This is a genomic window from Pontibacter sp. E15-1, from assembly GCF_022601975.1.
Taxonomy (GTDB): domain Bacteria; phylum Bacteroidota; class Bacteroidia; order Cytophagales; family Hymenobacteraceae; genus Pontibacter.
Genome location: NZ_JAKVIR010000004.1, coordinates 20,216 through 42,886, shown reverse-complemented (window position 1 = coordinate 42,886; position 22,671 = coordinate 20,216). Strand labels below are relative to the sequence as shown.

General features: G+C 54.8%; 20 protein-coding genes and 1 riboswitch. Of the genes, 10 read left to right on the top strand and 10 right to left on the bottom strand.

Annotated elements, in window-relative coordinates; translation table 11 throughout:
- Positions 1 to 117: 117 nt before the first annotated feature.
- Together aroC and MKJ04_RS03910 are read right to left on the bottom strand one after the other, a co-directional pair.
- Positions 118 to 1,197 carry a chorismate synthase gene (gene aroC, locus MKJ04_RS03915; protein ID WP_241639570.1) on the bottom strand — a complete coding sequence of 360 codons (1,080 nt, stop codon included), beginning with the start codon at positions 1,195 to 1,197 and terminating at the stop codon, positions 118 to 120.
- A gap of 3 nt (positions 1,198 to 1,200) precedes the next feature.
- A complete protein-coding gene (locus MKJ04_RS03910; protein WP_241639568.1) occupies positions 1,201 to 2,628 on the bottom strand; it encodes a BatD family protein in 1,428 nt (475 codons plus the stop codon).
- A 489-nt stretch (positions 2,629 to 3,117) separates the two neighbouring features.
- On the opposite strand from MKJ04_RS03910, the gene MKJ04_RS03905 reads away from it, so the two are divergent.
- Positions 3,118 to 3,846 (top strand): ferritin-like domain-containing protein, encoded by a 729-nt coding sequence (locus tag MKJ04_RS03905; RefSeq protein ID WP_317246699.1) that lies wholly within the window; start codon positions 3,118 to 3,120, stop codon positions 3,844 to 3,846.
- Between the two features lie 18 nt (positions 3,847 to 3,864).
- Positions 3,865 to 4,665, top strand: coding sequence for a ferritin-like domain-containing protein (locus MKJ04_RS03900; protein WP_241639566.1), 801 nt, complete (start codon positions 3,865 to 3,867; stop codon positions 4,663 to 4,665).
- A gap of 592 nt (positions 4,666 to 5,257) precedes the next feature.
- Here the strand turns inward: MKJ04_RS03900 and queG are convergent.
- The 4 genes from queG to MKJ04_RS03875 all read right to left on the bottom strand — a co-directional run bounded on the left by queG (position 5,258) and on the right by MKJ04_RS03875 (position 11,589).
- The gene (queG, locus tag MKJ04_RS03890; RefSeq protein ID WP_262918052.1) at positions 5,258 to 6,199 is read right to left on the bottom strand and encodes a tRNA epoxyqueuosine(34) reductase QueG; all 942 of its coding nucleotides are present in this window, start codon (positions 6,197 to 6,199) and stop codon (positions 5,258 to 5,260) included.
- Between the two features lie 237 nt (positions 6,200 to 6,436).
- Positions 6,437 to 7,480, bottom strand: a complete 1,044-nt coding sequence (gene ruvB / locus MKJ04_RS03885) for a Holliday junction branch migration DNA helicase RuvB (RefSeq protein ID WP_241639562.1) — start codon at positions 7,478 to 7,480, stop codon at positions 6,437 to 6,439.
- A 308-nt stretch (positions 7,481 to 7,788) separates the two neighbouring features.
- Positions 7,789 to 8,967: an acyl-CoA dehydrogenase family protein gene (locus MKJ04_RS03880; RefSeq protein WP_241639560.1), complete on the bottom strand. Its 1,179-nt coding sequence runs from the start codon at positions 8,965 to 8,967 to the stop codon at positions 7,789 to 7,791.
- Positions 8,968 to 9,117: 150 nt separating this feature from the next.
- Positions 9,118 to 11,589 (bottom strand): TonB-dependent receptor, encoded by a 2,472-nt coding sequence (locus MKJ04_RS03875; protein ID WP_241639558.1) that lies wholly within the window; start codon positions 11,587 to 11,589, stop codon positions 9,118 to 9,120.
- Between the two features lie 60 nt (positions 11,590 to 11,649).
- Positions 11,650 to 11,747: riboswitch (TPP riboswitch) on the bottom strand.
- 230 nt (positions 11,748 to 11,977) lie between these two features.
- Here MKJ04_RS03875 and MKJ04_RS03870 point away from each other — a divergent pair.
- Positions 11,978 to 12,226: a hypothetical protein gene (locus MKJ04_RS03870; RefSeq protein WP_241639556.1), complete on the top strand. Its 249-nt coding sequence runs from the start codon at positions 11,978 to 11,980 to the stop codon at positions 12,224 to 12,226.
- Positions 12,227 to 12,318: 92 nt separating this feature from the next.
- Here MKJ04_RS03870 and MKJ04_RS03865 read toward each other — a convergent pair whose 3' ends face one another.
- The 4 genes from MKJ04_RS03865 to pnuC form a co-directional block, all read right to left on the bottom strand.
- Complete coding sequence (locus MKJ04_RS03865) at positions 12,319 to 13,188, bottom strand: aldose 1-epimerase family protein (protein ID WP_241639554.1); 870 nt, start codon at positions 13,186 to 13,188, stop codon at positions 12,319 to 12,321.
- A gap of 7 nt (positions 13,189 to 13,195) precedes the next feature.
- The gene (locus MKJ04_RS03860) at positions 13,196 to 13,726 is read right to left on the bottom strand and encodes an AAA family ATPase (protein WP_241639553.1); all 531 of its coding nucleotides are present in this window, start codon (positions 13,724 to 13,726) and stop codon (positions 13,196 to 13,198) included.
- 191 nt (positions 13,727 to 13,917) lie between these two features.
- On the bottom strand, positions 13,918 to 14,094 hold the full coding sequence (locus MKJ04_RS03855) for a hypothetical protein (RefSeq protein ID WP_241639552.1): 177 nt from the start codon (positions 14,092 to 14,094) through the stop codon (positions 13,918 to 13,920).
- 122 nt (positions 14,095 to 14,216) lie between these two features.
- The gene (gene pnuC, locus MKJ04_RS03850) at positions 14,217 to 14,846 is read right to left on the bottom strand and encodes a nicotinamide riboside transporter PnuC (RefSeq protein ID WP_241639551.1); all 630 of its coding nucleotides are present in this window, start codon (positions 14,844 to 14,846) and stop codon (positions 14,217 to 14,219) included.
- A gap of 125 nt (positions 14,847 to 14,971) precedes the next feature.
- Between pnuC and MKJ04_RS03845 the strand changes: the two genes are divergently transcribed.
- The 7 genes from MKJ04_RS03845 to MKJ04_RS03820 all read left to right on the top strand — a co-directional run bounded on the left by MKJ04_RS03845 (position 14,972) and on the right by MKJ04_RS03820 (position 22,577).
- Positions 14,972 to 15,289, top strand: a complete 318-nt coding sequence (locus tag MKJ04_RS03845) for a rhodanese-like domain-containing protein (RefSeq protein WP_241639550.1) — start codon at positions 14,972 to 14,974, stop codon at positions 15,287 to 15,289.
- 33 nt (positions 15,290 to 15,322) lie between these two features.
- Positions 15,323 to 15,451 carry a hypothetical protein gene (locus tag MKJ04_RS22750; protein WP_262918051.1) on the top strand — a complete coding sequence of 43 codons (129 nt, stop codon included), beginning with the start codon at positions 15,323 to 15,325 and terminating at the stop codon, positions 15,449 to 15,451.
- An 83-nt stretch (positions 15,452 to 15,534) separates the two neighbouring features.
- Entirely contained in the window at positions 15,535 to 17,004 is a 1,470-nt protein-coding gene (guaB, locus tag MKJ04_RS03840; protein WP_241639549.1) for an IMP dehydrogenase, read from the top strand.
- A gap of 349 nt (positions 17,005 to 17,353) precedes the next feature.
- Entirely contained in the window at positions 17,354 to 19,336 is a 1,983-nt protein-coding gene (locus MKJ04_RS03835; protein ID WP_241639548.1) for a GAF domain-containing SpoIIE family protein phosphatase, read from the top strand.
- Between the two features lie 20 nt (positions 19,337 to 19,356).
- The gene (locus MKJ04_RS03830; RefSeq protein ID WP_241639546.1) at positions 19,357 to 19,695 is read left to right on the top strand and encodes an STAS domain-containing protein; all 339 of its coding nucleotides are present in this window, start codon (positions 19,357 to 19,359) and stop codon (positions 19,693 to 19,695) included.
- Positions 19,688 to 20,101, top strand: a complete 414-nt coding sequence (locus tag MKJ04_RS03825) for an ATP-binding protein (RefSeq protein WP_241639545.1) — start codon at positions 19,688 to 19,690, stop codon at positions 20,099 to 20,101. Before MKJ04_RS03830 ends, MKJ04_RS03825 begins: the two co-directional genes overlap by 8 nt.
- 160 nt (positions 20,102 to 20,261) lie before the next feature.
- The gene (locus MKJ04_RS03820; protein WP_241639544.1) at positions 20,262 to 22,577 is read left to right on the top strand and encodes a peptidylprolyl isomerase; all 2,316 of its coding nucleotides are present in this window, start codon (positions 20,262 to 20,264) and stop codon (positions 22,575 to 22,577) included.
- Positions 22,578 to 22,671: the final 94 nt, after the last annotated feature.

Below are 22,671 nucleotides of genomic sequence, written 5' to 3'. Positions count from 1 at the left end.
GGGTATGTATAAAGTGAAAGTGCCACGCTGAAAACAGCGTGGCACTTTCACTTTATACATACCCTGCTATATACATACCCTGCTATCGTACCGGCAAATCCTCGGGCAACGGGAGACTTACAATTTGTTTGCCTGCTGACGCATCATAAAGTCAGCCAATACCAAAGCGGCCATGGCGTCCACAATCGGGACGGCGCGCGGCAGTACGCACGGGTCGTGGCGGCCCTTCCCGGTTAGGGTGATGTCCTCTCCTGTGTCGTTTATCGTTTGCTGCGGCTGCAGTATAGTGGCCACCGGCTTAAAGGCAACGTTGAAGTAGATGTCCTGCCCGTTGCTGATACCGCCCTGTATACCCCCCGAGTGGTTGGTGCGCGTACGTATATTGCCTTCGGCATCGGTATAGAACTCGTCGTTGTGCTGTGAGCCGCGCATCTTCACGCCCTCAAAGCCACTGCCATACTCAAAGCCCTTCACGGCGTTTATGCTCAGCATGGCCTTGCCCAGTTCCGCGTGCAGCTTATCGAACACAGGCTCTCCCAAGCCAGCGGGCACACCCTGTATCACGCAGCTCACCACGCCGCCAATCGTGTCCAGGCTGTCGCGGGCATCCTCTATCAAACTGATCATGCGGGCGGCGGTGGCACCGTCGGGGCAGCGCACTATGTTTGCGTCGATCTGGCTCAGGTCCAGCTCGGTGTAGGGCTTACTCACTTTAATCATGCCCACCTGCGACACATAGGCTTTGATGGTGATCCCATATTTCTGGAGCAGCTTGGCGGCCAGTGCGCCTGCGGCTACCCGGGCCACCGTTTCGCGGGCCGAGCTGCGGCCACCTCCCCGGTAATCGCGGGACCCATACTTGGCGGTATAGGTATAGTCGGCGTGCGAGGGGCGGAAAGCATGCTGTATATGGCTGTAGTCGTGGCTGTGCTGGTCTTTGTTGTTGACCACCATCGCGATGGGCGTGCCCTGCGTTCTGTCTTCAAACAACCCGGACAGGATCGTTACTTTGTCTTCCTCCTGCCGCGGCGTCGTGATTTTGGACTGCCCCGGACGGCGGCGGTCGAGGGCGTGCTGTATCTCAGCGGCGTTTACCTCCAGGCCGGCAGGGCAGCCGTCTACGATCACGCCCACAGCCGCGCCATGCGACTCGCCGAAAGTTGTAATGCGGAAGAGTTTTCCGTATGTATTGCTCATGCTCTATTTTTTTAGGAAAACGAAGGCAGACACCGACAGTAGCACCAGCATAATCAGGTTGGTATAGCGCCTGACCTTATCCAGCAGGTGCATGTCTACCAGCGTGTTGTCTTCGTTTTCGATAATATTATAAAAGGAACCTAAATCTTTAGATAAAACCACAGCGCCCTGGGTGCTCAGGCCCGTGACCTGCATTTGCAGCGATGGCCGCAGGGTATCGTATGCGGCGGTGGCGGGGTTAAAGTAAATCCAGTATAGCGTCTCGCTCATTTTGTAGCGCCCCGACGCGCGCGGCAGCACGGCATAGGCAAACGACTTCGCGCCCACCACCCGGCCATCCCGCTTGGTCACGTCCTGCTGCACATCGGGCGGGTAAAACTCCAGCCCTGCGGGTGCTTGCGGCGCAGGTGGCATAATGGCCGCCAGGTTACCCTCGCCTTCCACCTCGAAAAGATAAGTAAAACTCTTATTTACAGCTACTTTTTTCTTCGACAGTTTTTCCGTCAGCCGATAGTCGCCCACAGGCACCACGTCACGCAGCGGGTGTGGCGGCAGCTCTTTTACCGGAATCACCCGCTCGCGGGAGTAAAAAATCTTGTAGCCCTCCTGACGGTCCTGGGTGAGCAGGCTTGGGTTTTTGGCCACTCTATACTTGATCATCTGTAGCTTTAGTTGCGGGAAACGCAACGGCTCGCGGTTCAGCGGGAACAGGACGGCCTCATATAGCTTATACCGCAGGTAAGGCTCGCCCCGAACGATCACGTTTTCGGGTGTGATTTCGGTATAGTCAAACGCCTCCTCCCAGGCGTGGGGCTGTTTCAGCTGCTTCAGTATACCCGTCAGTTGATTGCCGAAATCATAGAAATCGAGTAAAGGCTGGTCGGTCTCGGCAAGGTAAAAGTATAGCACCACATTCACGCCTTCCCCCACAAACACCTCCTCCTTATTGGTATAAATGGTCAGGAACGCGTTGTCGTCCTTGTCCACAAACTCCTGGTCATCCTCGGTCACGGGCTCGTTCGCCTCTTCCGAGATCAGGTCGGGCTGGTTCAGGTTAGGGGGAGCATTCGCGGACACCGGCAATACTTCTATCTGCATACCCTGCGACTGCACGTTTTGCCCGTTCACTTTCATCGCGAAGGGCTTCAGCACATATACTCCCTCGTTCAGCGGCGCATAGTTCTGCGTAACGGTCAGGATCGTGGTGGTTTTCCCGCCCGTGATGATGGTTTTGGTGGACGAGTATTTGTTGCTCTTCTTAAAGCCGTCAATCTCCGGGAAGGGGGTATACTCTTTCAGCTGCTGGTTCTGCAGCTTAATCGAGATCGTGTAGTACTGGTTGATCGGCAACGGGCTCTTGCGCAACTCCAGGCTGATCTGCTGCGCCCCGGCTGGCGCCACAGCAGCAAAAAACAGAAGTAGAAGAAGCACGAATAACCGCATAGCCTTTTGGTAGGCAAGCCGCAAAGGTATGGCTTGCTCAAAACAAATGTACAAATAAAAGAGGTATGGCTGCCACACCAAGGCCTGCTAAAACAAAAGCCAGCCGCGTTACCAAACACCAACCCATTATGATAATAGTGCAATTTTTGCTTTTATTTTTCTTTCACAATTATTGTGTTTCGTCATATATCCGATAATTTTATTGCCCTTGAAATTCTTTTTTCTTGCCTTGATACCGAGCCAATACCTGCCTCAGATGCACACAAGAGGGGTTTTTCGTTAAATCGAAGAATCTTAAATTCCCCGAAACAGGTTTCACCATGACAACTGCCTTATTTTTTTTCACTTCGTGCAATCCAAACTTTACTGAGTCATCGTAGGTCTAGTCCATACAATAAAAGAGTGTGGTGCCTTGGTTCATAGTTTCTGAGGGTCGCCTACCTCAATGCTTTTTAAACTATCTAAAACAGTATAATTATGATGAAACAGACAACGCCCGAAGAGAACGAAGGAGGGCTGATGAAGTCCTTGGGCAGCCCAATGCAACGACGCATGTTTTTCCGATACGCTGGTGCCACGGCAGCAGCCACTACACTCCTGTTAACTACTTCCTGCGACGACGATGATGACGTGACACCGCCATCAAACACTGCCGTAGACTTAGGCTCCGGCGACGTAGGTATCCTGAACTATGCCTATGCTTTAGAGCAGCTTGAGGCAGCATTTTATACCGCAGTAGTAGCAAACTCCGCTTCAGCCCTGTCTTCTGCCGAAATGGCCGTGATGCAGGACCTGAAAGCGCATGAGGTAGCTCACCGCGAACTTTTCAAGGCCGCTTTAGGCACTAGTGCCATTCCGAACCTGGAAGTGGATTTCAGCTCTATCGACTTTAAAAACAAAACCAGTGTGCTAAACGCAGCCAAGACTTTCGAAGACTTAGGCGTAGCTGCATATAACGGCGCTGGAAAGTTATTGACAGACACAGGGGCTGGTTTAGACTACCTCTTGCTTGCAGGTAAGATTGTTTCGGTAGAAGCAAGACACGCTGCCGCTATCCATGACCTGATCAGCAACAATGCCCGCGCATACGGCGCGGCTCAGATTGATGCAAACGGATTGGACAAAGCAATGGCTCCGGCTGATGTATTGGCCGCTGCCAAAACCTACATCGCTACTGAAATCAATTTCAGCAATTTACCTAAATAAGCAACAGGAGATACAGACATGAACATATTCAAGATAATTAAAGATATAGAAAAAGTAGACGGTGAGGTTTATGACCGTCTTTCTTCCCGACGCCAGGCTTTCAGCAGCTTTGGTAGTTTCGGAAAAAAAGTAGCCTTTGCAGCAGCGCCTATCGCATTGGGCACTATGTTCAAGAAGGCCTATGGTCAGTCAAGCGGCAGCATTGCCGATGTACTGAACTTCGCCCTGACACTGGAGTACTTGGAGGCTGAGTTCTATCAGATGGGTCTGGATGCAAGTGGCGCTATTGCCTCTGAGAACAGAGCATTCTTTACGGATGTGCGTGACCATGAGGTAGCGCACGTAGCTTTCCTTAAAACTGCGATCCAGAGCATGAATGCTACTCCAGTAGCCAAGCCGACTTTCGATTTCTCTGCTGGTGGTGCCTTCCCGGACTGGAACACAAACCCAGCTACTTACCTGGCGCTTTCTCAGGCGTTTGAAGACACAGGTGTTCGTGCCTACAAAGGACAGGCCGGTAACCTGGTGAGCAACTCAGGCGTCCTGACAGCTGCGCTGCAGATTCATGCCGTTGAGGCACGCCATGCTGCCATTGTGCGCAGAATCCGTGGCCTGAAAGGCTGGATTACAAACGATGAGCGTGGTGCTGGCATGCCGGCAGCCACACAGGCTATATATGATGGAGAAGCACAGACAACACAAGCAGGCGTAAACGTGCCTTCTATTTCTGGTGTATCTGCCGCCCAAGTTAGCGAGGCTTTTGATGAGCCGCTTACTAAGCAAGCAGTGCTGGATATTGCTGGCCTGTTTATTGTATAGTCCCCTATACCTAATAACCCCTACTTTTATACAATTGCAAATAAAGCCGCCATGTTGCGGCTTTATTTGTATACCTCTGATTCTGGTGAGTAAGGGCAGAGTTTTTTTCCTTGCCTGACTATAACTGCTTCCCGGCTACAGGCCGCACTACTGTTTAAGCGGTATGTATGAAATGCTCTGTTTACCTGGTCCTCAACCTACTGCTGCAACACATCTTTTACTACTGCTTCCTATACCTCTTACAAAAGGTATTTTTACGATAAATTACTAAAAAACAGAAAGTTACTATAGCTCACCCGAAAAATTTTATACAAAGTTGTAAGTGACTACTTACTTTGATAACTTTGCTGCGTATATGTGACATATCATTAACTATACTAATTATATTCTAAGAAAATGTTGGAGTACATAAAGACAATTCTGTTGAAAGTCAGTTTTGACAAGATGTTGTTTGAGAAGGAATTAAGAAAGGCATTCAGAGTTTTGGCGGCAGATGAGCTGCGCCAACTTAAGCAGTGGTGTTACGATCAATTCTCTGGTGTATACCTTGTTATCCTAAACAAAGTATTTTTGAGGGCACAAGCATAAAGCCTTAGTCATCCTCTGGCTTTTGCGCTATAAACTGGATGTTCCGCAGTAAACCACTATACCCCGTGCGCTTTACTGCGGACTTCTTAAATAGCTGCGCAAAAACCTCTTTTGTCAGTTCCTGCCAATCGCCTGCTTTCATCTCAGCCAAGTGGGGATGCGGAGCAAAAGCAGCTTCCTGATGGGGCTTGCTGAAGCGGTTCCACGGGCACACGTCCTGGCATATATCACACCCAAATACCCAGTTCCCGAATTTCCCCTCCATCTCCTGCGGCAACTGGTCTTTCAGCTCAATCGTGAAGTATGAAATGCACTTGCTGCCGTCTACCACATAAGGCTCCGTAATCGCATCGGTCGGGCAAGCGTCGAGGCAGCGGGTACAGGAACCACAATAATCTTTGATCGGGCCGTCAGGGGTTAGCTCCAGGTCAATGATCAGCTCGGCAATAAAATAGAAACTGCCTACCTGCGGTGTGATCAGGTTGCTGTTTTTGCCTACCCACCCAAGGCCGCTTTTCTTCGCCCACGCTTTGTCCAGCACCGGGGCTGAGTCTACGAAGCAGCGACCGCCCACCTCTCCTATCGCTTCGTTTATATATTCCAGCAGTATTTTTAGCTTCTCCTTGATCACAAAGTGATAATCGGTGCCATACGCGTACTTCGAGATTTTATAGGTATCCTCTGGTTGCTGGTTCTCTTTTTCGGGGAAGTAGTTTAGCAGCAGCGACACCACAGATTTTGCCCCGTCCACCAGCAGGCGCGGGTCCAGGCGTTTGTCGAAGTGGTTCTCCATGTAGTGCATCTGCCCGTGCATGTTCTGGTTCAGCCACCGCTCCAGCCGGGGGGCCTCCTCCTCCAGAAAATCCGCTTTGGATATGCCGCAGTACATAAAGCCCAGTTCGCTGGCCTTCTGCTTGATCAATTGGGTGTAGTTGTCTTTGTTCAATGCTATACCTTGTGCTGCTGTCTGTGCTTTAGTGGAAACAAAAGTAAGCCAAAATAAATCCAGGCGCAGGCTTGAGGTGGTTTAATCTGGCCTTTTATAGCGCAAGCGCCCGCTTGTGCTGCTTCTATACTATACTCGCTAAAGTGGCACAAGCGGACGCTTGCGCCAGAGAGTAGTATAAAATAAAAGAAGCAGGCACTGAGCCTGCTTCTTCGTAAAACGCAATCACAAACAGCTTTACTTTTCCTGGTCAAACAAACCGCCTGCCGTTACCTGCTGTGGCGGAATTTTACCCAGGTGCCGGTAGGCCGCCTCTGTCGCCTCGCGGCCGCGGGCAGTCCGTTTTATATATCCCTCCTGAATCAGGAAGGGCTCATATACTTCTTCAATCGTCTCAGCTTCCTCGCCGCACGCTGTGGCGATGGTGGAAATCCCCACGGGGCCGCCTTTATACTTGTCGATGATGCACAGCAGGATGCGCTTGTCCATATCATCCAGGCCATTGTGGTCTACATCCAGGGCATGCAGGGCAAACTTGGCAATTTCCACGGAGATGGTGCCGTCGCTTTTCACCTGGGCGAAGTCGCGGGTGCGGCGCAGCAGGTTGTTGGCGATGCGGGGTGTGCCCCGGCTGCGGCGGGCAATCTCAAAAGCCGCGTCCTCATGTATAGGAGCCCCCAAAAGCATCGCCGATCTTTTCACGATAGAGGTCAGCAGTTCCGAGTCGTAATACTCCAGACGGCTGTTGATGCTGAAACGGGCACGCAGCGGCGCAGTCAGCAGGCCGGAGCGGGTAGTGGCGCCAATCAGGGTAAACGGGTTCAGGCTGATTTGCACCGAGCGCGCATTCGGGCCTGAATCCAGCATAATATCGATCTTGTAATCCTCCATGGCCGAGTAGAGGTATTCTTCCACGATCGGGTTCAGGCGATGAATTTCGTCGATAAACAGCACGTCGTTCGTCTCCAAGTTTGTCAGCAGCCCCGCCAGGTCGCTGGGCTTGTCCAACACCGGACCGGAAGTCATTTTGATGCCGGCATCCAGTTCGGCGGCGATGATATGCGACAGCGTGGTTTTACCCAGTCCCGGAGGGCCGTGCAGCAACACGTGGTCCAGTGCCTCGCCCCTGCGCCGGGCGGCCAGCACAAATATTTTCAGGTTCTCCACCACCTTGGCCTGACCGGTGAAGTCGCTAAAGCTTAGCGGCCGGAGAGCCTTGTCTACATCGCGCTCGGCTGGCGACAGATGCTCCTTCTCACCTGTAAGATAATCTTCCCTCATCTCTTATTCTCTACTAAAATTGCAGCTTCTTATGCTGTTACAGTAACAACTATGCTTGTGCTTTTGCTCCATTTCAACAGACGAATTTAGCTATTTTTGCTAACTATTTTATACACATATCCAATAAATCTAACATGGTTAGCATTTATTGGGTATGGCAGCAGGACCAAAGACCTCACAGTGTTTGCAAAACCTGTGAGTGTCTGCCCCCAGTGGCCGTTGCGACACAGACATACACTCCAAAAACCATATTAGAAAAGAGCCCAGCCTATCCATCCAAACGACACTTCCCCAAAAAAGCAAAACGCTTACTTGAACGCCTGAATACCGGTAATGTCTGCGCCTGTGATCAGCAGGTGGATGTCGTGGGTCCCCTCGTAGGTAATTACCGATTCCAGGTTCATCATATGCCGCATAATCGGGTACTCACCCGTGATGCCCATACCCCCATGAATCTGACGCGCCTCGCGGGCGATGTGCAGCGCCATGTCCACGTTGTTGCGCTTGGCCATCGAGATCTGCTGCGTGGTGGCCTTGCCCTCGTTCATCAGGGTGCCCAGTCGCCAGGCCAGCAACTGCGCCTTTGTGATCTCGGTCAGCATTTCGGCCAGCTTTTTTTGCGTGAGTTGAAAGGCCCCGATCGGCTTGTCGAACTGGATGCGCTCCAGGCTATACCTCAGGGCTGACTCGTAGCAGTCGATGGCGGCACCTATCGCTCCCCAGGAGATGCCGTAGCGGGCAGAGTCGAGGCAGCCGAGCGGGCCGCGCAGGCCTTCGATATTGGGCAAAATATTCTCCTTCGGTATTTTCACGTTGTCAAACACCAGCTCGCCGGTGGTGCTGGCGCGTAGGCTCCACTTGTTGTGGATCTCGGGCGTCGAGAAGCCTTCCATACCCCGCTCCACCAGCACGCCTTTGATGCGGCCTTCATCGTTCTTGGCCCATACCACCGCCACCTGGCACTCCGGCGAGTTCGATATCCACATTTTGGCCCCGTTCAGCAGGTAGTGGTCGCCCTGGGCTTTGAGGTTCGTCACCATACCGGCGGGGTTAGAGCCAAAGTCCGGCTCCGTCAGGCCGAAGCAGCCGAGCCACTCGCCGCTGGCCAGCTTGGGCAGGTACTTCTTGCGCTGCTCCTCAGATCCGTACTTGTAGATCGGGTACATCACCAGCGAGCCCTGCACTGAGGCTGTGGAGCGCATACCGGAGTCGCCGCGCTCGATTTCCTCCATAATGATGCCGTAGCTGATGTAGTCGAGGCCGCCGCCGCCATACTCTGTCGGGATGGTTGGACCAAAGGCCCCCACGTCGCCAAACTTCTTCACGATCTCTGACGGGAAGTGCGCCTCCTGTGCCCACCGCTCAATGTCGGGGGATATCTCACGCTTCACGAAATCGCGCATCGTCTGCCGGATCAGCAGGTGCTCTTCGGTCAGCAAATCATCAATCTGGAAATAGTCGGGCGCTCCTGCGGATTCGTGGGCCATAGCTTGGTTGTTAGTTGTTGATAATTGATTGTTTTTGCCGTTTGGCATGAACACAATCCATAAAAGCAAGTTAGCAATTTTGGCGGCAATCCATCAAAAAAAGCCTCACCGGTTGGCGAGGCTTTTCCATATAGCAGCGGAGAGGCGTGCTTAAAACTTCAGCCCTACAGACAGCAGGTAGTTGCGGGTGGCCTGCGGGTAATAGAAGTTCTCGGTGATCTGGTCGCCGTAGATATAGCTGAAGGTATACCCGTTGGCCGCATACCGCTCGTTGAACACGTTGTTAATCAGCAGCCCCAGTTCCAGTTCCTTCAGCAGGCTTTTAAAGCCCACGGTATACCGGAACCGCAAATCGCCCACTTGGTAGGCCGGGATAATGCGGCTGTCGTTCTCAGTGTTGTCGAGGTACTGCTTGCTCACGGTTTTGTAGAGGAAAGCCGCCCGCAGCCCTTTCAGCGGCTGCACCTCCAGCTGGTTCGTGGTCACCCAGTCCGGCGAGAAGGCGATGCGCGTTTTATCATACCTGTTTTGTACCTGGTCCCCGTTCTCGTAGTCATCCACAAACTCATTAAACAAATCGATGCGGCTGTTGCTATAGGCCAGATTGGTGCTGAAAGTTGCATTCTCCCCTAACTTCAGGGCACCGGCCAGCTCCACGCCCTGGCGGTAACTGTCCGGGATGTTGGTGCGGGTATAGGCTCCCACGTCGTTAATCTGCCCGGTCAGCACCAGTTGGTTGGTATAATCCATCAGGTAGGCGTTCAGCTCCACATTTGCCAGCAAAGGCATCCCGGCGAGCTGCGCCAGGGCAAACTGACCGCGGTACCCGGCCTCCACGTTCTGCAGTTGCTCGTGCTTCGGGCGGCTGCTTGGCGTCGACTCAGTGAAGTCGTCGCGCACCGGCTCGCGGTTGCCCACGGCGTACGAGGCATACAACTGGTGCGCAGGCTGCAGGTCGTAGGAGATGCCCACTTTCGGGTTCCGGAAGGTATAGCTGGCGTTTTGCGTGATGTTCTCGCCATCGTTGTCGAACCCAAGGAAATCGTAGTTGACGGTGCGCAGCTGCAGGTCGCCGAACACATGCAACTGCTCCGTGAGGCTGTAGTTCACTTTCGCGAAGACGTTGAAATCGGTCTTCTTGGCGTCATTGTCGTAGTACCGGTCGCGGATGTTGGAGGTAGAGGCAAAGCGCGCCCAGATAATCTCCCCGAAATGGCTGCCCGCATACCGGTTCCAGGCGCCGCCGAGCGTGGCGTGCAGCTTACTGTTGGGGGTATACTGCAGCGCGTAGGTGGCACCGTAAAAATCATTGTCGAGCCAGCGGCGGCGGATCAGGTCGGTGGTGGCAACCTCTTCATCGCCGATCACAACGTTGGCCAGGCCATAGTCCGCCAGGTCATCATCGGCCCGAAACTGCTCGTAGTAGCCCCGCCCATAGGTATAGTGCAGCGCCCCCGAGAAGCTGAGCTCCGGCATAAAATCATGCGACACGTGCAGTTGGTAGTGGTCCTGCTGGTAGTTGTCTGTCTCGTTGTCGTAGGTATAGAAGTTATACCGGCGGCCAGAGGTCAGCAGGTTCTCGCGGTCTGCGCCCTCAATGTAATTCCGGTCGATGTAGGCCTGCAGGTCGGCGGCGTTGCCGTACACTAGCGCCTCAGGCGTGCCATACCAGGCCTGGTAAGTCTGCTCCTTGCCCGAGAAGGTGATGAATTTCACCGATGTCTTGTCGCCGTAGTAGCCGCCCGAGAAGTAAAAGGATTTCAGGTCGGAGGAGGCGCGGTCCACGTAGCCGTCGGAGGCGATGCGCGAGAGGCGGCCATCGAAGGCGAACTTGCCGTTGAGCAGGCCCGTGCCGAAGCGCACGTTGTTGCGCCAGGTGTTGTATGAGCCGAAGGTGTTGTCGGTCTCGGCGTAGGCCTCGCGCCGCACCTGCTCCGTCTGGATGTTGAGACTGGCCCCGAAAGCGCCCGCCCCATTAGTGGAGGTGCCCACCCCACGCTGCACCTGTATGTCCTGCACCGAGGAGGCAAAGTCAGGCATGTTCACGAAAAACACGCCGTGGCTTTCGGAGTCGTTGATCGGGATGCCGTTCACCGTAACGTTGATGCGCGTGATGTCGGAGCCCCGGATACGGATACCGGTATAGCCCACGCCTGCGCCCGCGTCTGAGTTTACCACCACCGAGGGCACCTGCTCCAGCAGGTAAGGCAGGTCCTGGCCAAAGTTTCGGGCCGCAATCTCCTCTTGGCTCACGTTGGTGAAGGTGGTGCCGGTGCGCGTATCGGCCCGTGTGGCCTGCACCACCACCTCGCTGGCCTGCAGGGCCTGCGGTTGCATCGGCACGCTCAGGTCGGTGTCTTGCCGCAGGCGCACTGCCACGGTCTTTGGCGCATACCCCAAAAAGCGCACCTGCAGGGTATAGGTGCCTGCTGGCAGGCCCTGAAAAGAAAAGGCGCCGTCTGCACCCGTAGACACGCCAGTGCCCATACGCGCAAGCGTTACGTTGGCGCCGACCAGTGGCTCGCCTTTGGCGGCATCGGTTACGCGCCCGCTCAGCTGGTACTGGGCCAGCAGTTGCAGGGGCAGCAGGATAGCTGCCACCGCGATTAAAAATTTACGCATTCTGAATTGTAATCAACTGGTGAAACATACAGGCATGCCAGGGGGCAGGCATCCTGTTCAAATTAGTTTCCCGTTTTTTCCCTTCGCCGGCATTACCCGGATCAGGTGCAATGGGTATGATCTCAGCCCGTTTTGATAAGGCACCCCCTAAACTGCCCCAAAGGTACGGGGCGAATCGGTCTAAAGCAAAGCGCAACATTGTGGGGCCCGAATCCGTTTTGGCTCCGGTAGCCATTTGCCTACTCAAAAACTGGCTTTACAGATAACCACTTAGGGCAAAAGTACGTTGTAAAAATTACCGGGCAGCCCGCTTCTCGCCTGTATAGCGCAAGGCCCCTTCCCGGAAAATAAGGCCACCAGAAAACCAGATGTATTAAAGTATACCGCGATGATGATCAGCATTTTATATACAGTAGCGCTTTTAACGATATTAGCCTACTATGCATTCGCCCCACGCAAAAGATTCAACCGCCCTCCATCCACTGACAATGACGATGACGGAGGCGAGCCGCTCGGCGATGACCTGCCAGACCTGGACCTGCCGCCGGGTATATCACTGCCTATCAACGACTTTGAGCCACGGTATGATTTCCGGAACATCAAAGTACCGAAGTTTCCGGAGCCATCGTTGCATTGACCCCAGCCCTTAAGCACAGCTTAACGACAACGGCCCCACCAGATACAAAATCTGGTGGGGCCGTTGTCGTTAAGGCTTGTCCTATCGCTTTGTTACTGGACCGTAACAGTGAATGTGCGCTCAAATGTCTGCCCGGGAGGCAACTCGTTTATACCCTCCTTTTCCTCTAACTCCCCGGTGTCGCCCTCCCGGCTGGCAAGGCCGCACCACGGCTCGATGCACACAAACGGCCCCGGCTTCGACCAGATACCCAGGTATGGGAACCCCTCAAATGCCACCTCAATCCGCATCGGGTTTGTGTGGCTTGCCAGGGTCACCTTCTCTGAGTTGAGGCGCTTGAGCACCAGGGCATCCTGATCGAAGAGGTCGTGGCTCAGCGGCAGGATCTTGCTTTGGTCCAGCACGCGCTCTGTTTCGCCATTTTGCAGGCCCTGGGCGTTCAGCAGGTGGCGGCTTGCGGTTTCCTCCTTCTCAAACTCCAGGTAATAGTCTTCGTAACGCTCGTTAGGGTATAGCGGCATGTTAAAGCCCGGGTGCGCCCCCACTGAGAAGTACAGCTTGGTATGGTCGGTGTTGGTTACCTGATACGTGACTGCGAGGCTGTTCCCCTTCAGCCTGTATGCGACCAGAAACCTGAACTTGAAGGGATACTGCTCCAGCGTCTGCTCATCGTGGGTGAGCTCGAACACCATTTTCTCGCGCTGCTCCTCCACCAGCCTGAACTCCCGGCGGCGGGCGAAGCCATGGCGCAGCATATGGAAGGTTTCGTTGTTGTAGGTATACTGCTGGCCTGGCAACTCGCCCACGATCGGGAACAGGTTAGGGGCGTGGCCTGCCCAGACGGAAGGGTCTCCCGCCCAGATCAGCTCCATGTTCTCGTCTTTTTTCACGAGGTGCTGCAGCTCAGCCCCCAGGCTCTCTACCCCCACTCGGTATGCGTCGTTTTCTATGAAGTATAGCATTGTTTCGTTATTTCAGGTGAATGTTGTTGTCCAGAAGCGCATCCACGTGCTGGCGGGCCCGTTGCAGCCGCTCCGCGTGTTGGCCGTGGATCTCGGCAAACGGCACGCCCATGGCCTGTAGCTCCCGCTTGTACCAGTCGTAGAAAAACTGGCGCAGGTGCGGGTGCTCGCGCTGCGGGTCGGGCTCCCACGGCAAATCAACGCCCATCAGCAGGCAAAGGTTATAGTCCTGCCGCTTTAACTGCTCGAGCATCCAGGCGGGGCAATGGCCAAAGGCATGCTCGCTCCATACCTTGAGCACCAGCAAATCGGTGTCGGCGAAGAGAATATCCCTGGCCTGTAGCCGCGCCTGCTCTTCCAGCGCCAGCTGCCCCCGGGCGATGGCCTCAATGTCTGCCAGGGTATATGGCCTGCCCAGGTTGCCGACGTAAGTGCGGGCGTACTCCGGTACCCATACCGTGCCATAGTGCTGGGCCAGCTGCCCGGCCATGGTAGACTTGCCCGTCGATTCCGGGCCTGTGATGGCGACTCGTAACATAGGGGCAAATGTCGGTAAAATGCGCTTCAATTTCAGGGTTGCGGCAAGGGCAAACGCAGATTAAAGAAAACGCAGCTCAGGGTGATCCGCTGGTCAGTGGCAGTGCGGGCCGGGACGGCTTGCCTTTAAAACGCGGGAGGGAGGCATTTTCATACCTCCCTCCCGGTGTTTATATACGCAATGAAATTCGTTCAATTATGTGAAAAGCTGTAATCGTAGAAGTTGTACACTTCTACAACTTTGGGCTGTTCAACGCCATGCTGGTTTAAATTCACTTGCTTCGGGCTTTCGTCAGGGGACTCATACCCCCACTTTAAGCGATTCTCAAACTTCAACTCTTCGGGTAACTCAAGTTTACGTTGTTTCATATGCTGCAAGGTTGGTGGTGAAACAATCTACGTCCGGATGGAGGAGCGCAGCACTAGTGTTTGCTTAACGTTTACGAGAAACGTACCCGCTAAGTATTTCACAAAAAGACGAAATTGTAGCACTATGCGTTCCCTTGGGCCGCAACCAGTTGCCGGGCCTGCAAATCCCTGCTCCAGTCGCGGTACCCTTTGATGCAGAGCAACAGGAAGATGAAGTACAGAAAACTGGTCAGGTAGAGTTCTTTGTAAAAATAAACGCCTACGTAAAGCACGTCTACCACCAGCCATACCACCCAGTTCTCGATCTGCTTCTTGGCCATCATCCAGTAGCCGATCAGGCTAATGGCCGTGGTGGCGGCATCGGTATAAGAAAGGTCAGCATCAGTGTAATTGTCCAGAAAGTAGCCCAGGCCCAGCGTGAACACCACCCCCAGGCCGATGAGCGTCGCCAGTTCTCTTGGGTGTACGTGGCCAACCTTGCGCGTGGTATGGCCTTTGCCGCCGTAGAGCCACACATACCACCCGTACAGGCTCGTGATGAAGTAAAAGGCGTTCAAGCCCATGTCGGCGTACAGGCGGGCATCATAAAACACCAGCACGTACATCGACACGCTGACCAGACCCACGGGCCACGCCCAGATATTCTGTCGGGTGGCCAGCCATACATTCACCACACCCGTCAGCACGCCGATCAGCTCAAACGGATCCATGGCCAGCAGGGCCTCCCCTAAAGTTTGAAGGATATTCATCATCGCAATTTAAAAGCCTGAGGCAGCGAATGTAAACAAACTACTGCGTAATTTTGAGCGCTCGGCGAAACAATCCGGCCGCGGCAGCGCTACATCTATATCCCCATAACCCAAAGCAGCACACCCCCATGGACGAGATTACGGCTCAGGAACTGAAAGCGCGGCTGGCACACAGCACCAACATACAGCTCGTGGATGTGCGGGAGCCGTCGGAGTTTGAGCTTTGCAACCTGGGCGGCGAGCTTGTGCCGCTGGGCGATCTGCCAAAGCAGGCCAGCCGCATCCGCCGCGACATACCCGTGGTGATGATCTGCCACCACGGTTTCCGGAGCGCGCAGGCCATCCACTACCTCACCCAGCGCCTGGGCTACGAGAACCTCCTCAACCTGAAAGGCGGCATACACGCCTGGGCCACGCTCGTAGACCCCACCATGCCCACGTATTAAGGCACCCTGGCAAAAAGCCGCTTCGTGCTGAACATGCCCCGCCCCTGGCTTGTTGTGTCGTTATGGCCACGGCAAGCAGGTATAAAGGCGCTGCGCCGCCAGCACGCCGCCCACGGCAAACGGGCTTTTGAGCGCCTCAGCCCTGATAGCCAGGCCATATAAAATATTAATTCCTTATTTGCCGCATCTTCCAAAGATATTTTCGTAATTTTACGCGGCAAATAACAACCCCTAAATTATTTGCCATGATCTCCGATCAGTCTAAGATTTTATTTGAGGCGCTCACCTACGATGACGTGCTTCTCCTCCCGGCTTACTCCGAGGTACTCCCCCACCAGACAGATACTTCTTCGCAGCTCACGCGCAACATCCGCATCAACGTGCCGCTTGTTTCGGCTGCCATGGACACCGTGACCGAAGCTGATCTGGCCATTTCGATGGCGCAGGAAGGCGGGCTTGGCATCATCCATAAAAACATGTCGATCAAGAAGCAGGCGCAGCAGGTGCGGAAGGTGAAGCGCTCGGAGAGCGGCATGATCCTGGACCCGATCACCCTGAACGAGAAGGCTACTCTGGGCGACGCCGTGCAGATCATGACCGACAACAAGATCGGCGGCATCCCGATCGTGAACGACGCGGGCAAGCTGACGGGCATCATCACCAACCGCGACCTGCGCTTCGAGAAAGACCTGACCCAGGGCGTGTCGTCTGTCATGACCGCCCAGAACCTGATCACGGCCGCCAAAGGCACGGACATGGCAAAGGCCGAGGACATCCTGCAGGAGTATAAGATTGAGAAACTGCCTGTGGTGGACGACGAGGGCAAGCTGGTTGGCCTGATCACGTATAAAGACATCCTGAAGAAGAAAGACCGCCCCTTCGCCTGCAAAGACGAGTTTGGTCGCCTGCGCGTGGGAGCCGCCGTTGGCGTGACGCCCGATGTGCTGGACCGCGTGAAGGCGCTGGTAGAGGCGGGTGTGGATGTGATAAGCGTAGACACGGCGCACGGCCACTCCAAAGGGGTGTTGGAGGCTGTCCGGAAGATTAAGGCCGCGTTCCCTGACCTGGACTTGATAGCGGGCAACATCGCCACAGCCGAAGGCGCCCGGGCACTGGCCGACGCTGGCGCTGACGCCGTGAAAGTGGGCGTGGGCCCCGGCTCTATCTGCACCACCCGCGTGATTGCCGGTATCGGCATGCCGCAGCTTTCTGCCGTGATGGAGGCCGTGAGAGGCCTGCAGGGCACTGGCGTTCCGGTGGTAGCCGACGGGGGCATCAAGTTCTCAGGCGATATCGTGAAGGCGCTGGCGGGCGGCGCAAGCACCGTGATGATCGGGTCGTTGCTGGCAGGCACCGAAGAGGCCCCGGGCGAGATGATCATCTACGAAGGCCGCAAGTTCAAGAGCTATCGGGGTATGGGCTCGGTGGAGGCGATGGAAGACGGCTCGAAAGACCGTTACTTCCAGAGCGACGAGAAGGACGCCAAGAAACTGGTGCCAGAGGGCATCGTGGGCCGCGTGCCCTACAAAGGCCTGGTGCAGGAGGTGATCTACCAGTTGGCCGGCGGTATCCGTGCGGGTATGGGCTACTGTGGCACGCCTAGCATCGAGAAGCTGCAGGAAGCCAAGATGGTGAAGATAACGGGCGCGGGCCTCCGCGAAAGCCATCCGCACGATGTGCAGATTGTGCGCGAGGCGCCGAACTACAGCCGCTAAGGCATGGCCCTGGCAACAGCGCTAACTCAGGCACCCGTGGCCGGTTTCCCGGCCTGCGGGCAGCTGCAATAAGGTGTAACGAAAAACGGAAGAAGCGGGTGGCAGAGATCAACCTCTTCTTTCGTTTTACGTTATGCAAACTGGTTTTTCCAAACTCTAGCCCTACATCTTGTTCAAAGAGAAGAAAAAATTATTACCTTTCCTTAATATTTCATCAAAGAATCATACCCTGTTACAACAGGAAAACAAAACAGCGGACACCCGTTCTATGCTTAACAAGACGAATGCGAAATCTTTACTGGTTACTTCTGCTATCGTCAGCTGGGCTCTGCTGCTAGCAAACGTCTTGATGTCTGCCGAGAGCCTACGGCAACAGGGCACGGCCAAAATAGTCATGCCCTTTGTCACCAACCTCCTCATCGTTGCCTTCATCGTCTCCGTCTTCCTTTTTCAGCGCCTGAGCACCAGCACGCTGAAGGGCATTGACTTTATCGGCTACCTCTGGAACCTGTTTTCGAAGGCGGCGGTGGCGGCTTACCTGAGCGTGGCCCTTTTCCTGGGCTACAAGGTGATGATTAACTACACAGAGGCGGGGTCTCCGCTGCTGTTGCACCTGGTATACCAGATCAACTTCGGCCTGCTGGTTATTTTCCTGGCGAAGGCGTTTTATATATGGCGCCAGCTGCTGCTCTACCACAAGAACAAGTTCCTGCAGATTGCCTGGGACTGGTTTGAGATCCTGCTGGGGGCCACGCTGCTGCTCACCGTCTTCGACTTTAACTATACCAGCTTTATCTTCCTGCCGCTGCTGGCCCTCATGGGCTTCTACATCTTCTTCCTGTGCACCAACCTGAAGTGGGTGGCCTACCTCACCTTTAACAACAAAAGCCGCTCGCTGGTATTGCTGGGCGCCATCCTGCTGAGCTGCTACATCTTCCTGCGCTTTTTCAATGGCCTGAAAGACAGCCCGGACCTGGTGATCGACTACACCAAGGTGGGCTTTCTGCTGCTGGCCATGATGTTTGTGGGCTTTTATACCCTGGCGGCCTTTCTGGTGTCGCTCTTCAGCCTGCCTACCTCCAGCGTTTTTGAGCAGAAGAGCGAGGACCTGCTCAACTTCCAGCGCCTCAGCCAGTCGATTCAGCAGGGGCAGAGCGAGGCGCAGGTATACGACATGCTGTTCGACAGCACCATCCGGGCCGCCGACGCCAGCGCCGCCTGGTTCGAGCTGGTCCGCAAAGACGAGCCGCAGGTCTCGCACATGCTCAACGTCAACAACGACCAGATTGAGCGCATCCGCCACCTGCTGCTGGCCTACAACATCCACAACATCGACTACATCAACAACAACATGAACCGCAACCCCGGCTTCCGGGACCTGATGCTGCCCTGGAAGTCGTTGATCATACTGCCCATCAAGTCGAAAAAGCACCTGGCCGGCGTGTTATACCTCCTCAAGGACATTGAGCAGGGCTTTGACCGCGAGACAGTAAATGTGCTGCGCACCTTTACCAGCCAAACCATCCTCACCATCGAGAACCTGTGGCTGGTGACGGAGTCGCTGCAGAACGAGCGCTACAAGGAGGAGCTGAAGATTGCCACGCAGGTGCAGGAAAGCCTGATCCCGAAAAACTTTCCGGTCGACAGTTGGTTTGAAATCAGCACGCATGCCGTGGCCGCCAAAGAGGTAGGCGGCGACTTTTACGATTTCCTGCAGCTCAGCAAGTCGCGCATTGCCATTATCATCGGTGATGTGTCGGGCAAGGGGATATCGGCGGCCTTCCATATGGCGCAGATGAAGGGGATCTTCCACGGCCTGATGCAGCAGGACATGCCGCCGAGCGAGTTTATGCAGCAGGCAAACAGCGCCCTGAGCCGCTGCCTGGAGCGGACCTCGTTTATCACGTCGGCGCTCTACATCATCGATTACAGCATGAAAGGCTTTGTGTTTGCACGAGCGGGCCACTGCCATACGTTATACTACAACGCGATGATGGATGACGTGTTCTACTTCCAGACCGATGGGATGGGGCTGGGCATCATCCGGGACAAAAGCTACGCCAACCACGTGCGGGAAATGTTTTACGACTACAACCCGAGCGATGTGATGGTGATCTATACAGACGGTATAGTGGAGGCCCGCAACGCCGCAAACGAGGAGTATGGCGAAGACAGGCTCAAGTACATGCTCCAGCAGACATACCACCTGGAGGCGGAGGACATTAAGTTTGCCATCATCAACGACCTGCAGGATTTTACGGGCCCTGACAACCTGTATGACGACCAGACCCTGCTGGTGATAAAGTTTAAGCCTGTCGAACCTAACAAATGATAACGCCGTAAATTATGCCGATGAAAATAACACGTGAAATAAAAGACAGCACCATCATCATGACCCTTGATGGAGAGCTGGACGCAAGCTCCTCTGTGCTGCTGGACGAAGAATTGTCTGACCCGGGTATAATGGAGTACAGCAAGATTCTGGTCGACTGCAAGAATCTGCACTACATCTCCTCTGCAGGCCTTGGGGTGTTTATCTCCCATTTGCAGCGTTTCGAAGATGCCAGAATCAAGCTGATCTTCTACAACATGCAGGACAAGGTGCGCAATGTGTTTGAGATACTGGGCCTGGACCTGCTGATGACCATTGTCACAGATTACGAGGAAGCGAGGAGTGTTGCCAATGAATAACTCCATTCGGGTAAACTGTACTAAGAAGAACCTGAAGCTGATACGTGACTTCGTCACGGAGTACCTACATGCCCTTTCCCTATCAGACATCCTCATGAACCAGATTGTGCTGGCCGTGGATGAGATATGCGCCAACCTCATCATCCATGCCAACCACGAAGACCCCAGCAAGCACATCCTGCTGGTGATAACCGAGGAGCGGCCGGGCATGCTTAAGTTTGAGATTTCGGACGAGGGCCTCGCCTTTGAGCGCACCAACTACAAAGAGCCGGACATACAGGAGAATATCCGCAACGGCAAAAAGGGCGGGGTGGGCATTGCCCTCGTCAACCGCATCATGGACCGGGTGGAGTTTAAAACCAATGGCTCCAGCAACACCTGCCTCCTTTTCAAGAAAATCAAGTAACGCCCCGTACACACTTTCGCTGCGCATTCGCCGTTATCGGGAACGAAACCATTTGCCATTGGATTATGGTTATGCTTTTTGACTTATCTGTCAGAAAAATTAACTAAAATTGCATTATCTGATCCTGATCAGCAAAAGACAAATTCTCTTAAACCAACCTATGCGCAGCAATCACCTACTTGTTGCGGCAGCAGTCCTGCTAATGGCCGGCTGTACCGCCTCCAAGAAGAACGACCGAAAAGAACCCACCATCGCCACACTGGGCACCCAGCCTGTTTCCACCTCGGAGTTTCGCTATGTGTACGAGAAGAACAACAGTGGCAACGAGGACGCCTATACCCGCGAAAGCCTTACCGAGTACCTGGACCTGTATACCAGCTTCAAGCTGAAGGTGCTGGAGGCGGAGAGCATGGGGGCAGACACCACCATGGCCTTTAAGCGCGAGCTGGAAGGGTATAAAGAGCAACTGGCGCAACCCTACCTCACCGAGAAAAGCGTGACAGACCAGCTGGTGAAAGAGGCCTATGCGCGCATGGGGCAAGAGGTAAGCGCCTCCCACATCCTCATCAGCCTGCCCCAGGACGCAGCCCCCGAAGACACGCTGGCGGCCTATAACCGGGCCATGGAACTGCGCAAGCAGGCACAGGCCGGGGAGGATTTCGGCAAGCTGGCCCAGCAATACTCCCAGGACCCGTCGGCTGCAGACAACAGCGGGCAGCTGGGTTACTTCACCGCCCTACAGATGGTATACCCCTTCGAAGACGCGGCCTTCCGGACCCCGGTCGGCGAGGTGTCGGAGCCGGTGCGCACCCGCTTTGGCTATCACCTGATCAAGGTAAACGACAAAAGACAGGCGCAGGGCGAGGTGCGTGTGGCGCACATCATGGTGCGGGCCACACCGGGCATGCCCAAAGCCGATTCGCTGGCGGCCAAGCAGCGCGTAGACGCGATTTACAAACGCGTGCAGCGCAACGAAAGCTGGGAAAAGCTGGCGGCAGAGTTCTCAGAAGACGCGAATACAGCCAATAACGGCGGCGAGTTGCCTTGGTTTGGCACCGGCCGCATGATCCCGTCCTTCGAGGTGACTGCTTTTGGCCTGCAGAAACCGGGCGAAGTGGCCCAGCCCGTGCTTACCCCGTATGGCTGGCACATCATCAAGCTGATCGAGAAGCGGGGTATGGCCAGTTTTGAGGAGATGGAGCAGAACCTGCGCAACAAAATCGCAAAAGACTCGCGCTCCGAGCTCAACAAGACCGCCTTCATCAAGCGCATAAAAGCTGAGAATCAGTTCACGGAAAACGCTGCAGCCAAGGAGGCCGCCTTTGCCAAAGCCACGGACGAGCTGCTGCAAGGCAAATGGACGTTTGACGAGACAGACAAAACAAAAGACCAGACCTTGTTCACCATACAGGGCAAGGCCTATACCATCGGCAGCTTCTGGCAGTACGCCAAAGAGACGCAGCAGCCACGGGCCACAGGAACCCCGGCCCACGCCATGCGCCTGCTCTACGACGCATACGCGGACCAGCGCCTGATGGAGTATGAGAAAGAGAACCTGGAGAACAAGCACCCCGATTACCGCATGCTGGTGCAGGAGTACCACGACGGCATCCTGCTTTTCCAGATGATGGACGAGAAGGTATGGTCGAAGGCGGTGGAGGACTCTGTTGGCCTGAAGAACTACTTCGAGCAGCACAAAGACAAGTATACCTGGGGGCCGCGCGTGCAGGCAACCGTGATCAGCGCCGCCAGCAAAGAGCTGCTGCAACAGGCGCAGGAGCAGATGGCCAAGCGCCGCTATCCCATCAGCTTCGCCCGCCTGACCGATATACTCTTCGAGCAGAACAAAGCCACCCTCACGCAGGAAGGCACTGCAAAACTGGACGAACTGGCAGCGCTGCTGAAAGGCAACGAAGCCCTGACCCTGGGTATAAACGGCCACACCGATTCCCGGGAAGCCTCCGCGAACAAGAACCTCGCGGCCCAGCGTGCCGGCAAGGCCTCAGCATACCTGGTTGCCCAGGGTATACTAGCCGAGCGCCTGAGCACCAGCAGCGCAGGCGCAAAAGCCCAGGTGGGCCCCGACAACACAGAGACGGGCCGCAGACGCAACCGCCGCGTGTCGTTTGAGCTCTATACCTCAGAGCTGGGTGCCCTCGCTGACCAGCTGAACGCAAAAAGCAACAACCCGCTAGGTGTCCAGATCACGGAGAAGAAATTCCAGAAAGGCGACAACAAAGCCCTGGACACGGTGGCGTGGGAGAAGGGAACCTATACCGTGCAGCAGAACGGCCGGGAGTACCTGATCATCATAGAAGACGTGCTGGAGCCCGGTTTCAAGCAACTCAACGAAGTGCGCGGCCTCGCTATCTCTGACTACCAGAATTACCTGGAGCAGCAGTGGGTAAGCCAGCTGCGCGAGAAGTACCCGGTAAGCATCCAGCAGGCTGAAATAGACAAGCTGGTGAAGCAATAGCCATTTTGCGCGCCCATATACGGCTTAAGTCAGAATAAAGCAGTAAATTGTGCGTTTGACTTTAGCGTAAGTATACATATCAATTGTTACCGTT

Bases quoted from the DNA above. Each gene is read 5' to 3' on its own strand.
- MKJ04_RS03905 (WP_317246699.1), top strand. From the start codon at position 3,118: ATGATGAAACAGACAACGCCCGAAGAGAACGAAGGAGGGCTGATGAAG.
- MKJ04_RS03860 (WP_241639553.1), bottom strand. From the start codon at position 13,726: ATGTTACGAGTCGCCATCACAGGCCCGGAATCGACGGGCAAGTCTACC.
- MKJ04_RS03845 (WP_241639550.1), top strand. From the start codon at position 14,972: ATGGACGAGATTACGGCTCAGGAACTGAAAGCGCGGCTGGCACACAGC.
- MKJ04_RS03855 (WP_241639552.1), bottom strand. From the start codon at position 14,094: ATGAAACAACGTAAACTTGAGTTACCCGAAGAGTTGAAGTTTGAGAAT.
- MKJ04_RS03870 (WP_241639556.1), top strand. From the start codon at position 11,978: ATGATGATCAGCATTTTATATACAGTAGCGCTTTTAACGATATTAGCC.
- MKJ04_RS22750 (WP_262918051.1), top strand. From the start codon at position 15,323: ATGCCCCGCCCCTGGCTTGTTGTGTCGTTATGGCCACGGCAAGCAGGT.
- MKJ04_RS03865 (WP_241639554.1), bottom strand. From the start codon at position 13,188: ATGCTATACTTCATAGAAAACGACGCATACCGAGTGGGGGTAGAGAGC.
- MKJ04_RS03875 (WP_241639558.1), bottom strand. From the start codon at position 11,589: ATGCGTAAATTTTTAATCGCGGTGGCAGCTATCCTGCTGCCCCTGCAA.
- ruvB (WP_241639562.1), bottom strand. From the start codon at position 7,480: ATGAGGGAAGATTATCTTACAGGTGAGAAGGAGCATCTGTCGCCAGCC.
- MKJ04_RS03830 (WP_241639546.1), top strand. From the start codon at position 19,357: ATGAAAATAACACGTGAAATAAAAGACAGCACCATCATCATGACCCTT.
- MKJ04_RS03880 (WP_241639560.1), bottom strand. From the start codon at position 8,967: ATGGCCCACGAATCCGCAGGAGCGCCCGACTATTTCCAGATTGATGAT.
- aroC (WP_241639570.1), bottom strand. From the start codon at position 1,197: ATGAGCAATACATACGGAAAACTCTTCCGCATTACAACTTTCGGCGAG.
- guaB (WP_241639549.1), top strand. From the start codon at position 15,535: ATGATCTCCGATCAGTCTAAGATTTTATTTGAGGCGCTCACCTACGAT.
- MKJ04_RS03900 (WP_241639566.1), top strand. From the start codon at position 3,865: ATGAACATATTCAAGATAATTAAAGATATAGAAAAAGTAGACGGTGAG.
- MKJ04_RS03825 (WP_241639545.1), top strand. From the start codon at position 19,688: ATGAATAACTCCATTCGGGTAAACTGTACTAAGAAGAACCTGAAGCTG.
- pnuC (WP_241639551.1), bottom strand. From the start codon at position 14,846: ATGATGAATATCCTTCAAACTTTAGGGGAGGCCCTGCTGGCCATGGAT.
- MKJ04_RS03835 (WP_241639548.1), top strand. From the start codon at position 17,354: ATGTCTGCCGAGAGCCTACGGCAACAGGGCACGGCCAAAATAGTCATG.
- MKJ04_RS03820 (WP_241639544.1), top strand. From the start codon at position 20,262: ATGCGCAGCAATCACCTACTTGTTGCGGCAGCAGTCCTGCTAATGGCC.